The sequence below is a fragment of the Deinococcus puniceus genome (assembly GCF_001644565.1).
In the GTDB taxonomy this organism is placed as follows: domain Bacteria; phylum Deinococcota; class Deinococci; order Deinococcales; family Deinococcaceae; genus Deinococcus; species Deinococcus puniceus.
In genome coordinates, this window is the sequence record NZ_CP011387.1 from 1,258,550 (window position 1) to 1,270,279 (window position 11,730).

The following is an 11,730-nucleotide window of genomic DNA, read 5'->3' on the forward strand; positions in this document are numbered from 1 at the left end:
GCATAACCCGCACCCTGCCGTCAACTCTCACCCGGTTCCGCCGCCTGCCCCCCAGATACCTGCCCCCCTGACGCCCGGTACAGTTTGGCAGGCCGCCCCGCCAGCCCGTACTGATGATCCAACTGGGCGCGGCCCACCCGCACCAGATGTTCCAGATAGCGCCAAGCGGTCACGCGGCTCAGGGCCACTCTGTCGCCTATTTCTTCGGCGCTGGTGGGGCGGCCCATGTCAACTAAGGACAGATAGACCCTCTCCAGCGTATGCGGGTCTATGCCGCGTGGCAAGGCTTCGGCGGTGCTGGCACTGATGCCCAGCAAGCGGTCTAGGCTGGCCTGATCCAGCCGGGGCGCGGCAGTGGGGGTGGTGGGGGTATGGCGGGCACGGTGGCGGGCCACCAGTTCGGCCAGCCTCGCGCCCGTAAACGGCTTGATCAAGTAGTCGAAGGCCCCGTGCGCTAGCGCCGTGCGAACGCTGAATTCGTCGTCTGCGGCGGTAATCAGGGCCACGTCGGTGGTGCGCCCCTGCGTGCGCCAGTGCCTCAGCAAGCCCAGACCGCTGCCGTCGGGCAAGTGTACGTCTAGCAAGATCAGGTCAGGGGCGAGGGCCTGCGCCAGCGCGTCGCCTTGGGCACAGGTGGCGGCGCTGCCCACCACATGTACGTCTGGGTCACGCTCCAGCAGATCCCGGTTCACACGGGCCACCCGCAGATCATCTTCTACCAGCAGCACCCGCACCCGCGCACTCATGCCGGGGGCCTCGGCGCACTAGATTCTGAAACAGTAGGCTCTGAGGCGGCGCTGACCAGTGCAGTGTTTCCCGGTGCAGGCAAGCTGACCTGAAACACCGTATGGCCGCCGCGCCGCGTGTGCTTGATCTGGCCGCCCAACGCCTGCACCCGCCCCAGTACGCCCGCCAAGCCGTAGCCCCGGCCTTCGCCCTTGCTGCTCGCGCCGCGTGTAAAGAGCCGGGCCGCCACCCCCGCCGCCACGCCGGGGCCGCTGTCTTCCACTTCCACCTGTGCGCCTTCCGGGTCTTCACCAATGAGGACAGTCACGGTGCCGGGCTGCCCCGCCAGTGCCTCGAAGGCATTTTCGGTCAGGTTGCCCACCGCCGTCACCAGCGTATCGGCGTGGCGCTCCCATAAGGCCGATAAATTGCTGCCCTCGGCTACCTGAAAATCGATGCCGAGTTCCTGCGCCCGCTCACGTTTCCCGGCCAGCAGGGCTACCAGCCGGGGCACCTGCACATCCCGCAGCAGTTGCCGGAACTGTGCGCCCTGTTCAATCTCGGCGTTCAGCACGCGCAGGGCTTCTTCGGGGCGGCCCAGTTGCAGCAGCCCAGACAGCACATGCAGGCGGTTCTGGTATTCATGCGTCTGGGCACGCAGTACATCCACAAAGCCGCGTGCATGGGTCAGTTCGTCGGCCAGAGCCACCGCTTCAGCCCGGTCTCGGAAGCCTGCCACGAACCCGCCTCCACCAGCCCCAGACTGTCCCAGCGGTTCGATATTGACCAAAATAGGCTGGCCCTTTAGCATCACTTCCAAGTTTTGTTGGCGCGATAAGGGCTGCTGCACCGGGCGGGTGAGGAGGGCCAATTCCGGCCAGAAGTCGGCCAGGGGCGCGGGCGTCGACTGTGGCGTCACTGCCTGGGGCCTCACCGTCTGCGGCCCCAGCATCTCGGCGGCGCGGTCATTGACCAGCGTCACCCGGCTCTGTCCGTCTACGGCAATCACGCCTTCGCGCAGGGCTGCCAGCACCGCCCGCTGTTGGCCCACCAGCGCAGCAATCTGTTCGGGTTCCAAGTTCAGAATATCGGCCCGCAGTCGCCGCGCCACCAACATTGCGCCCGCCGTGCCCAGCCCCAGCGCCAGCACGAACCACGGGGCAAGGCTGATGAGCGCCCCTACCACCAGATGCCACGCGGCGGGCATCAGGTAGCCCGTGCTGACCACACCCACCACCTGCCCCGCCGCGTTCCAGATGGGCACTTTGCCGCGCACGCTGACGCCGAGGCTGCCCCGCGCCACGCTGATAATTTCGCGGCCTGCGAACGGTTCTATGTTGTCGCCGCCTTCCATCGGCTGGCCCAAGCGGTCTGGGCGTGGGTGCGCCAGCCGGATGCCTGCGCGGTTGCCCACCACGATAAAATCGGCCTCGGCCTGAGCGCGAATCTCGTTCACCTGCAGGTTCAGCGCCGCGTTCTGGACGCCCGCTTGTGCCCCCTGAACCACGCTGGGCAGGCGCGACACGATCCGGCTGGCCGTGATGGCCCGCTCGCCAATTCGTTCGCGGGCCTCGCCGTACAGTTGCCACGTCTGCACCAGCACCAGCAGCGCGGTCATGGCGCACAGCACCAGCAGATGCAGCCACACCAGCCGCCCCTGAATGCCTTGCCGCCGCAAAAAAGGGGGCGGGCGAAACAGGGCAGGCAACGGGAGTGCAGCCGAGACGAACGCAGGCGAGGGCGTTGCGGTCAGATCGGAGGGCGGTTTGGGCCGGGTCACGGAGGATCGAGGTCATTCTAGGCGCGGCGGGAAGGGGCGCGGGCCTTGCGTGCATTGTGTTCACGGTTGTGCATTGTGGTCACAAAAAATACCGTGTCAGACGTACAAAACCTCTTGTGTTGCCGGGGCCATGAGCGTAGGGTGAACTCCAACCACAATCTCACCTTGCTTTGCCGCCCACTCTGGCGCGGCCTGCCCCCGGAGGCACCCATGTTGAACATCACGAAAAAAACTGTCCTGACCCTTTCCGCCCTCTTGCTGGCCGCGCCTGCCACCGTCGCTCAAGGCATCAACAACCTCCGCATCATGGCCCCGGCGGCCCCCGGCGGCGGATGGGATCAGACTAGCCGCTCGCTGCAAACCGTGCTGCAAGACGAGGGTCTGGTCAAGCCCGTGCAGGTGTTCAATGTGCCCGGCGCGGGCGGCACGATTGGGCTGGCGCAGCTGTACAACGCCAAGGGCGACGGCAACCTGCTGATGACGATGGGCCTCGTGATGGTGGGCGCGATTCAGACCAACAATTCTAAAGTTGACCTGAGCCGCGTGACCCCCATTGCCCGCCTGACTGGAGAATACGAAGTGATCGTGGTGCCTGCCAGCAGCCCCTACAAGAACACCGCCGATCTGGTGGCCGCGTGGAAGGCCAACCCCGGCGCAGTGGCCTTTGCGGGCGGCAGCGCGGGCGGCACCGATCATATGCTGGTGGGCCTCTTGGCGCGGGCGGCGGGCGTAGACCCCAAAAAGATGAACTACGTGCCCTTCAGCGGCGGCGGCGAAACCTTGGCAGCCCTGCTGGGCAACCAAGTCGCGGCGGGCGTGGCAGGCTACGGCGAATTCGAGGCCCAGATCAAGGCCGGAAAACTGCGGGCCATCGGCATCAGCGCGCCCAAAGCTCAGGCCGGAATTGCGGTGCCCACGCTGAAATCTCAGGGCTACAACATCGATTTGGCGAACTGGCGCGGCATCGTGGCCCCTCCCGGCATCAGCGCCAGCCAGAAGGCTGAACTGGTGTCGGCGCTGGACAAGATGCACAAGTCCAAAGCTTGGAAAGAAGTCCTAAACACCCGTAAATGGACAGATTTGTACATGAGCGGCAGCAAGTTCGACGTGTTCCTGAAACTGGAAGCCGTGCGAACCAAGGGCATCTTGCAAGACATCGGCCTTGTGAAGTAAGCCGGAGCAGCAGGGGGCGAAGTGGAAGCACGGAAGCCACTTCGCCCCCTACTTGTTGCACAGCAACGGGAGGCTCGCCTTCCACCCCAAATCTACCCAACTAAATCTCCACTTCCCCTAACCACACTTTCCCAGAGGTTCCCATGCCCGATCCCGTCCCACCCAACATTTCCCTTCCCACTGCCCGCCGCCCCATCAGCGTGCCCGATCTGCTTATCGCATTGGGCGTGGTGGTGCTGGGCCTGCTGATGCTGATCGGCACCAACCAGATTGCCGCGTCGGGCATGAATACGGTGGTAGGGCCGCGAGTCTTTCCGATGATTGTCAGTGTGGGCACGCTGGTTCTGGGCACCTTCCTGACGGTGGCGGCGTTGCGGGGCCACCGCGCCGAACCTGCCGCCGAGGAAGACACCGATCCCAATGTGCCCGTGAATCTGGCGTCTCCGGGCCTGATTCTGGGCGGCTTCCTGATCGGCACGTTGCTGCTGCAACCGCTGGGGTTCGTGTTCGGCACCGCCGTCATGTACTTCACGGTGGCGTTTGCCTTCGGTGAGCGGCGCTACGGCCTGATGGCGGGCGTGGCGCTCATCGTCGCGCTCATCACCTACCTGCTGTTTACGCGTGGGCTGGGCCTCACCTTGCCCCCCGGCATCCTGAAAGGCGTGATCTGATGGACGCCATCACCGCCCTGTTCGCCGGATTCGAAACGGCCCTGACGCCCATCAACTTGCTGTGGGCGCTGGTGGGCGTCACGCTGGGAACGCTGGTGGGCGTGCTGCCGGGCATCGGGCCAGCCCTCACGGTGGCGCTCCTGCTGCCCGTGACGGCCAAATTACCCCCGGTCAGCGCCTTCATCATGTTCGCGGGCATCTATTACGGCGGCATGTTCGGCGGCTCTACCACCTCTATTTTGCTGAATACCCCCGGCGAGTCCAGCTCCATCATCACCGCGCTGGAAGGCAATAAAATGGCCCGCAAAGGCCGCGCCGCCGCTGCCTTGGCTACGGCGGCTATCGGTTCCTTCGTGGCCGGAACCATCGGCACCATGCTGCTGACCTTTGCCGCGCCCGCCATTGCCGAAATCGCCGTCCAAATCCGGCCCGAAGCCAAGTTCTCCCTCATCATGCTGGCCTTCGTGACCATCAGCGCCACCTTTGGCGGCAGTCCTCTGCGCGGCCTGATCAGCCTGTTTTTCGGCCTGTGCATCGGCTTAGTCGGCACTGACCTGCAAAGTGGACAGGCCCGCTTCACGCTGGGCCGCCCCGAACTGCTGGACGGCATCGAGTTTGTCACCGTCGTCATCGGGCTGTTTGCCATCGGGGAAACGCTGTATGTGGCCTCGCGCCTCCGCAAAGACAAGGCCAGCGTGATCAAGCTGGAAGGCAACGCCCGCATGACCCGCGAAGATTGGCGGCGCAGTTGGAAGCCTTGGCTGCGCGGCACGGCGCTGGGGTTTCCCTTCGGCGCAGTTCCGGCGGGCGGCGCAGAAATCCCCACGTTCCTCAGCTACACGCTGGAGAAAAAACTGAGCAAGCACCCCGAAGAGTTCGGCAAAGGCGCGATTGAAGGCGTGGCTGGCCCCGAAGCCGCCAACAACGCCGCTGCTGCTGGGGTACTCGTGCCGCTGCTGACGCTGGGGCTGCCGACCAGCGCCACCGCCGCCATTTTGCTGGCCGCCTTTCAGCAGTACGGGCTTCAGCCGGGGCCGCTGCTGTTCATTACCAGTCCAGAACTCGTGTGGGGCCTGATTGCCAGCCTGTACATCGGCAACGTGATGCTGCTGGCGCTGAACTTGCCGCTCGCGCCCGTGTGGGCCAAACTGCTGCTGATTCCCCGCCCCTTCCTGTACGCCGGAATCCTCGTGTTTTCCACGGTGGGCGTGTACAGCCTCAACAACAGCGTGTTCGACCTGTTCCTCTTGGCCCTGTTCGGCATCATCGGCTACGGCATGCGCCGCTTCGATTTCCCCGTCACGCCCGCCATCATCGGCGTCATTCTGGGGCCAACCGCCGAAAGCTTTTTCCGCACGGCCCTGCAGCAAAGCAACGGCGATTACAGCACCTTCGTTCGCCAGCCGCTCAGCGCGTTTATCTTGTTTATCGTGGCGCTGGCGCTGATTGTTCCGGCGGTGTTGAAGGCGAGAAGGCCGTCAGTGGCAACTTGAGTTAGAGCGTGGACAGTGGAACGTGGATCGTGGTGAAGCTCTGACCACGATCCACGTTCTCTTTGACCTTCCGATTTGCACTCCCGGTTTAGCTGCTTACAACCCCATCCCGCACCCGCAGCGTATGGTTCGCCAGCGCCGCCACATCGCGGTCATGGGTGATGAGTACCACCGTGCGGCCCCCCTGCGCCTGCGCGGTCAGCAAATCCAGCACTTTTTGGCCCGTGCGGGTATCCAGATTTCCGGTGGGTTCGTCGGCCAGCAGCACGGCGGGGTCACAGGCCAGCGCACGGGCAATCGCCACCCGCTGCGCTTCTCCGCCCGACAATTGGCCGGGAAGGTGCGTGGCGCGGTTGCCCAGTCCCACGCGCTCCAGCAGCTCGCGGGCCCGTTCGCGGCGTTCTTTGGGCTTCATTCCGGCCAACGTCAGCGGGAATTCCACGTTTTCCAGCGCACTCAGAATGGTCACGAGGTTGTGATTTTGGAACACGAAGCCGTAATGCTTAAGCCTGAAGTCGGCGCGGCCTGCTTCGGACAGACTGTGCAAATCGGTGCCGCCCACCACCACGCGCCCGGAACTGGGGGTGTCGAAGCCCGCCAACAGGTTCAGCAGGGTGCTTTTGCCGCTGCCACTCGGCCCGACCACTGCTGTCAGGCCTTGCGGAAACGTGTGGGTAAAGGGCGCGAGCGCGGTGACGGAGCCTTCGCCGCTGGGGTAAATGCGCGAGAGGTCTTGGGTCACGAGAGCGGGGCGGGAAGCGTCAGGGGCGACGGTTCCCGCCAGAACTGCGGAGGAAGTCATACGCGCCCCAGTGCATCGGTAATGCTGATGCGGCTGGCACTGCGCGAGGGCAGTAGCCCCGACAGCAGCCCCAGCAAAATGCTGATGCCCAGCGCGAGCAAGGTCAGGCGCGGGGTCAGGGCCGCCGCGTCTATTCCGGCCAGATTTTGGGTGTACAGGTTCACGCCCCAGATGCCTGCCAGTCCCAAAATGATGCCGCCCACGCCGCCCGCCAGCGCCAGCAGCAGCGATTCGGTCAGCACCAGCGCCCGCACGAAGCCGGGGCGTGCGCCGATGGCCCGCAGGGTTCCAAACTCGCGGGTGCGCTCGAACACGCCCATCATCACGGTGTTGGCAACCGCCAGCCCGCCCACGATCAGCGCGATCAGGCTAATGCCGAAGCGCACGGCGTCACTGATTCGGAGGGCGCGTTCCACGAAGCTCAGGAAGTCCGATTGAGTGGACGCTTCCAGATTCAGGCGCTTGGCGAGAGCGGTGGCTACGGCTCGGGCGTCACGGGGATTCTCCAGTTTCAGGGCCACCAGCGACACGCGCCCGGTTGCGCCCTCGGCGTCTTGCAGGGTACGCAGCGGCAGGAAGATGAAGGAATCTACCAGCCCCGATTCCTGCGCCAGCACGCCGATCACTTTCACCGAAGTGCGCCGTGTAAGGTTCAAGGTACTGCCCACCTTCAGACGCAGGTTCTCGGCGGCTTTGGCACCGACTACCGCCACTTTTTGACCCTCATCGCCAGCAATCAGAGCGCGGCCTGTGGCGGGCACGATTTTGGGAAAGACTGTGCTGATGCCCTGCGCGGCAGGTAGGCCATACAGCACCACACTCTGCGACACGTCCAAACTGCTCCGCACGCTCATCACCACGGGCGTCACCGACGTGATCCCCAGTTCCTCCGCCAGCTTTTGGATGTCGGCCACAGCCGTTTCGGGCAGGTTGGGCTGCGGCGCAAAGCCCTGCGTGAACCCGCTCAGGCTCACCTGCACATCTGGCCCGATGCCGCCGAGTTCGCTGGTAAAGACCTTGCGAATCCCCTCGCCCAGAGAAAGAAAAACAACCATGCTGGCGACGGCCACCGTGATTCCCAGTGCCGTCAGCAGCGTCCGCACAGGCCGCCGCGTGAGTCCTCGCCACGCCAGCGCCCACAAATCTCCCCAAGACATCATGAGATGTAAGGTACGCCGAAACCGCAGGACAAAAGACGGGAAGTGTTGCGGAGTGGGTCTGAGAGGCGAAGGGTCTGAGGACGGACTTAGCCTTGAAATCCGTCTACTTCACAGGTTGCGCATCAAGGATATAGGTCTCAGCTCTGTTGAGTACCAACGCCACTTTAGTTTCTCCGCCTGTACCGATGACTCGATGACAGTCCACAAGCCAGATGTAAGGATAGATCGGGTCATCTACTTTTGTTTTGTCGTCCATCAGCATGAGGTGGTAAAGGAGATCGCGCAACTGTTCATCCTTTGCTATGAATTCGGTATCGTCGAACGCCTCCCAAAAGGCTCCTCTGTGGTTCTCAAGGGGAAGTCCATTCTCTAAAAGAATGCCAGTTATGAGGTTGAAATATGTAATCAGGATGGGTTCATTTTCGGGCCACGCGGATTCGCACTGATCGCAGGCGTAGAAAATGGCACCCGTAGCTTTGACTTTAAATCTTGCAAGGAGGCCGCCACCACCTATGTGGAAACAAACAGGGCATTTGGTATAGAGCGGCCTCATGCCCCAATCTACCGCTCTCATCTTTCCTACCGCCTTACCTCACGCCCGCCCTCTAGCCTGAAGCCCATGCTCAAGCCTGCCTTTTTCCTCTCCTTCCTGTCTGCGGGTCTGTTCCATGCGGGCGCACAGACCTTTATTCCGCTGGATTCCCGGCCTGCCACACGGGTGCTGCCTGCCCTGATCGCGGGCCTGAATGGGCGTGACATACAGGTGGTGCCCGCCGAACTGCTGGGCAATGCCACACGCGGCGCAGACCCGGCAGCCCTGACGGCTTGGCTGAATGCTCAACCAGTGGGCGGCCCGCTCGTTGTGGCGCTGGACGCCCTCGCGTATGGCGGCCTCGTGCAGTCGCGCACCAGCCCCCTGACCACCGATGAGGCTTTGGCCCGCTTGGCCCCGCTCAGAGACTGGAAAACCCGCACCGGGCAGCCTATCTACGCCTTCATCACGCTGCCGCGCGAGCCGGACGCCACCAACCGGGAACGCAATCTGGAGGTGACGCGCCGCATGATCGACTGGGCGCGGGAAGGCGTATTTGCCGAGCTTCACATTGCTTGGGATGATGCGTTGCCCGGCAGCCCCGCCCCAGCGGAAGGCGCAGCGCTGGCGCAGAATGCCCCGGCCAATGTGCGGGTGTACCCCGGTGCCGACGAGGTGCTGTCGATGCTGGCAGCCCGCGCTCTGGCTCCTACTCCCAAAACAGTGCGCGTGGAATACAGCGACCCCAAGGCGGCAGAGGCGGTGATTCGTTACGAGGGGATTCCGCTGACGCAGAGCGCCCTGAACCATGCAGAGGGCAGCGGCTTCCGTGTCATTCCGTCTGGGCCTGCTGACCTGACGCTGTACGTGTTCAATGGGGGAGACCCGCGCCGCGCCGCTGTGCGAATCAGCGCCCTGCTGCGGGCTGGCCCGGTGGCGGTGGCCGACGTGGAGCGGGTGAATCTGGGCAATACGCGCCTCTGGTCTGATCTGGCCGTGTTGCGTCAGCCTGCCAACTTGCGCTCGCTTGCGGCTTGGGGCACTCCCGGCAACAACTTGGGCACGGCTCTGGCCCACGCCAAACTCACTTTGGGCGGTGTGGACGCGGTGCGCCAAGATGCGCTGCTGGCCCGCCAGTACGCCAACGACATCATCTACAGCGCTGAATTGCGGGCCGCCTTGCGAAAAGCCGTGCCCGAAAACCAACTGAATACACCGCAAGGTCAAGCCGCGCTGCTCAAGCTGGCTGCCGAATATTTCCCGTTGCGCTTGGGGCAGACCTATACCCTTAATGCCGCCGACTTGCCGTGGGGCCGCTCCTTCGAGTGGGATTTTGAGTTGAAGGGTGGGTGGTGAGGGGCGGGCGTTGATGTGGCGTGTGAACCCCCCAGTCTGCTTCGCAGCCAGCCCCCCTTGAAGGGGAGCGCAACAGCATTTGTCCTCCCCTCAAGGGGGGGCGTTGCGTCAGCAACGGGGGGGTTTACACGCCACCGTACTCTTCCAACTCCCCCTCCCCCTACTCCTTCAAACTCAGCAGCAGCGCCGCCCCGATTACTAGGGCCGCGCCCAGTAACGCCGTGACCGACAGGCGTTCGGCAAACAGCCACGCGGCCAACGCAGCGGCTACCACCGGTTCTAGGCTGGCAATTACGCTGGCGCGGGTGGCGGGCAGGCGCGGCAGGCCGAGGCTATAGGCGGTGTAGGCGAGGTACGTGGACAGGAAGGCGATGGCCCCCAGCCCAGTCCACGCGGCGGGTGTTTTGGCGCTGAATTCTACGAACGGCAGCAGGCCCAACGCGCCCACTGGCAGGGCCACAGCCAGCAGCGCAGGCGGCGAGTAGCGGCCAAAAAACGCTTTGCCATAGAGGTAATACAGGCTGTAGGTGAATCCAGCGACTAGGCCAAACACCAGCGCCGCCGCCGACACGGTGACGCCCCTCCCGCCGCCGAGGCTGATCAGGGCAATGCCCGCCAACGTTCCGGCCACCGCCAGCACGTCGCGCTTGCCCAAGCGTTCGCGCAACACGGCCCAGCCGAACAGGGCCACGAATGCCGGGGCCGTGTACAGCAGCACGCTCGCCAAACTTGCGCCGCCTGCCCGCACTGCCAATTGGTAGGAGCCGTAAAAGATGCTGACGCCTGCGATGCCGAACGCCGCCGTGATCCAGAAGTCACGGCCACGCGGCAAGGGCGCACGAATCAGCGCGGCGTGGGTGGCAAACAGGCCGCCGCCCAACACTGCCCGCCAGAAGGCCACTTCCAATGGCCCTACGCCCGCCGCCTGCACATTCTTGCCAAATATTCCCAGCAGGCCCCACAGAAACGCCGCCGTCAGAATCAGCAGCGGGGCGGGAATGTTTCGGCTCCAGCCTTTGGCCTGTGCCCCTGCGGGCGCGGAGTCCGTCATCTCAGACGCCCCGTCTGCGCCATACCAGCACCGTCGCGCCAACGGTCAGCAGCAGGCCCACGCCGCCCACAGCGGCCAGCAGCAGGGTGCGGCTGTCGCGGGTTTCGCCCACCGGGGCCAGCGTATCCAGCGTGTACACCGCCGTATCGTCGGGCGCGGCCAGCACGTCTACCGGGGCGGGGGCACTGGCGCGGCTGGCCTGCAACGCCGAGGTATCTGTCCCGGTGCTGGGCCGCAAAATGCCGTCGGCACTCAGGGGCGAATACACGCTGCTCGTGACCCAGTAGGCGTACTGGCCGGATGGAATGGCCGTATCGATAATCAGATTTGTGCCCTCTATAGTTACGGTGGGGGCCGCCATCGGCACAGGCTTTTGCCCTACAGCCGCCGCGCTCTCCTGTGCGGTGGGCAGGCCCTCCAGCGTAGCCCCGGCCCCGGTCACGCGGACATGGTAGTGCCAGCCGCCCGCGCCGCGCACGTTCAGGCCCAAGTTTCCCAGCGTGCGTACCGTACCCAGCGGAGACTTCACAAAAATATCGACCACACTGGCCGAGAACCCGGAGGGCAAGCCCCACGGATTTTCGATGCGTCCCAGTCCCACCGTAAAGCGCATTCCAGCCGATGGTTTAGCCGTGCCCTGAAGCAGTGGCAGGCTCTTTTTGGCCGCGTTGCCCAACGCTTCGGCCCGGAATTCTCGCAGGTCAAGGGCGTCGCCGCTGATGGCCGGGCGGGTGGGCAGCACGTAGCCGCCGTCGCCGCGTGCATCGCCCGCCGGGTCTGGATAGGAAAAGAGGGCCGCAAACAGCAGGGGCACAGACAGCATCGGCGCAGACAGGAGCGAAACGGGCAACAGCACGCCCGCAAGTATAGGTCAGGGCGATGGGCAGCACAGGTGACGCGGCTGAGCTTGTTCGCGCGCCGCCGTCCTCACCTTGTTGGGGGCATTCATGCGGCCTTGATCTCTGAGCAGTCGAAATCTCTCACGC

General features: G+C 64.3%; 11 protein-coding genes. 4 read left to right on the forward strand and 7 right to left on the reverse strand.

Annotated elements, in window-relative coordinates; translation table 11 throughout:
• Positions 1 to 20 precede the first annotated feature (20 nt).
• A complete protein-coding gene (locus SU48_RS05735) occupies positions 21 to 746 on the reverse strand; it encodes a response regulator (protein WP_064014415.1) in 726 nt (241 codons plus the stop codon).
• Positions 743 to 2,506, reverse strand: a complete 1,764-nt coding sequence (locus SU48_RS05740) for an ATP-binding protein (RefSeq protein WP_456236270.1) — start codon at positions 2,504 to 2,506, stop codon at positions 743 to 745. The genes SU48_RS05735 and SU48_RS05740 overlap by 4 nt, the downstream gene beginning before the upstream one ends.
• 210 nt (positions 2,507 to 2,716) lie before the next feature.
• Here SU48_RS05740 and SU48_RS05745 point away from each other — a divergent pair, with 210 nt between their 5' ends.
• From SU48_RS05745 to SU48_RS05755, 3 genes are all read left to right on the forward strand, one after another.
• The gene (locus tag SU48_RS05745; protein ID WP_064014416.1) at positions 2,717 to 3,679 is read left to right on the forward strand and encodes a Bug family tripartite tricarboxylate transporter substrate binding protein; all 963 of its coding nucleotides are present in this window, start codon (positions 2,717 to 2,719) and stop codon (positions 3,677 to 3,679) included.
• 143 nt (positions 3,680 to 3,822) lie between these two features.
• Positions 3,823 to 4,350, forward strand: coding sequence for a tripartite tricarboxylate transporter TctB family protein (locus SU48_RS05750; protein ID WP_064014417.1), 528 nt, complete (start codon positions 3,823 to 3,825; stop codon positions 4,348 to 4,350).
• Complete coding sequence (locus SU48_RS05755; RefSeq protein ID WP_064014418.1) at positions 4,350 to 5,843, forward strand: tripartite tricarboxylate transporter permease; 1,494 nt, start codon at positions 4,350 to 4,352, stop codon at positions 5,841 to 5,843. Before SU48_RS05750 ends, SU48_RS05755 begins: the two co-directional genes overlap by 1 nt.
• An 88-nt stretch (positions 5,844 to 5,931) precedes the next feature.
• On the opposite strand, the gene SU48_RS05760 is transcribed toward SU48_RS05755, so the two are convergent.
• The 3 genes from SU48_RS05760 to SU48_RS05770 all read right to left on the reverse strand — a co-directional run bounded on the left by SU48_RS05760 (position 5,932) and on the right by SU48_RS05770 (position 8,358).
• On the reverse strand, positions 5,932 to 6,645 hold the full coding sequence (locus SU48_RS05760; RefSeq protein WP_082869689.1) for an ABC transporter ATP-binding protein: 714 nt from the start codon (positions 6,643 to 6,645) through the stop codon (positions 5,932 to 5,934).
• Positions 6,642 to 7,802, reverse strand: coding sequence for an ABC transporter permease (locus SU48_RS05765; RefSeq protein WP_064015876.1), 1,161 nt, complete (start codon positions 7,800 to 7,802; stop codon positions 6,642 to 6,644). The genes SU48_RS05760 and SU48_RS05765 overlap by 4 nt, the downstream gene beginning before the upstream one ends.
• Positions 7,803 to 7,908: 106 nt before the next feature.
• Entirely contained in the window at positions 7,909 to 8,358 is a 450-nt protein-coding gene (locus SU48_RS05770; protein ID WP_064014419.1) for a hypothetical protein, read from the reverse strand.
• Positions 8,359 to 8,424: 66 nt separating this feature from the next.
• Between SU48_RS05770 and SU48_RS05775 the strand changes: the two genes are divergently transcribed.
• Complete coding sequence (locus SU48_RS05775) at positions 8,425 to 9,693, forward strand: DUF4127 family protein (RefSeq protein ID WP_064014420.1); 1,269 nt, start codon at positions 8,425 to 8,427, stop codon at positions 9,691 to 9,693.
• Between the two features lie 160 nt (positions 9,694 to 9,853).
• Here SU48_RS05775 and SU48_RS05780 read toward each other — a convergent pair whose 3' ends face one another.
• The gene (locus tag SU48_RS05780; RefSeq protein ID WP_064014421.1) at positions 9,854 to 10,744 is read right to left on the reverse strand and encodes a DMT family transporter; all 891 of its coding nucleotides are present in this window, start codon (positions 10,742 to 10,744) and stop codon (positions 9,854 to 9,856) included.
• Position 10,745: 1 nt separating this feature from the next.
• On the reverse strand, positions 10,746 to 11,600 hold the full coding sequence (locus SU48_RS05785) for a glucodextranase DOMON-like domain-containing protein (protein WP_231881695.1): 855 nt from the start codon (positions 11,598 to 11,600) through the stop codon (positions 10,746 to 10,748).
• Positions 11,601 to 11,730: the final 130 nt, after the last annotated feature.

What these genes read in the sequence shown, in the direction of transcription:
- SU48_RS05735 (WP_064014415.1), bottom strand. Translation starts at nt 746, where the DNA reads ATGAGTGCGCGGGTGCGGGTGCTGCTGGTAGAAGATGATCTGCGGGTG.
- SU48_RS05745 (WP_064014416.1), top strand. Translation starts at nt 2,717, where the DNA reads ATGTTGAACATCACGAAAAAAACTGTCCTGACCCTTTCCGCCCTCTTG.
- SU48_RS05750 (WP_064014417.1), top strand. Translation starts at nt 3,823, where the DNA reads ATGCCCGATCCCGTCCCACCCAACATTTCCCTTCCCACTGCCCGCCGC.
- SU48_RS05755 (WP_064014418.1), top strand. Translation starts at nt 4,350, where the DNA reads ATGGACGCCATCACCGCCCTGTTCGCCGGATTCGAAACGGCCCTGACG.
- SU48_RS05760 (WP_082869689.1), bottom strand. Translation starts at nt 6,645, where the DNA reads ATGACTTCCTCCGCAGTTCTGGCGGGAACCGTCGCCCCTGACGCTTCC.
- SU48_RS05765 (WP_064015876.1), bottom strand. Translation starts at nt 7,802, where the DNA reads ATGTCTTGGGGAGATTTGTGGGCGCTGGCGTGGCGAGGACTCACGCGG.
- SU48_RS05770 (WP_064014419.1), bottom strand. Translation starts at nt 8,358, where the DNA reads ATGAGGCCGCTCTATACCAAATGCCCTGTTTGTTTCCACATAGGTGGT.
- SU48_RS05775 (WP_064014420.1), top strand. Translation starts at nt 8,425, where the DNA reads ATGCTCAAGCCTGCCTTTTTCCTCTCCTTCCTGTCTGCGGGTCTGTTC.
- SU48_RS05780 (WP_064014421.1), bottom strand. Translation starts at nt 10,744, where the DNA reads ATGACGGACTCCGCGCCCGCAGGGGCACAGGCCAAAGGCTGGAGCCGA.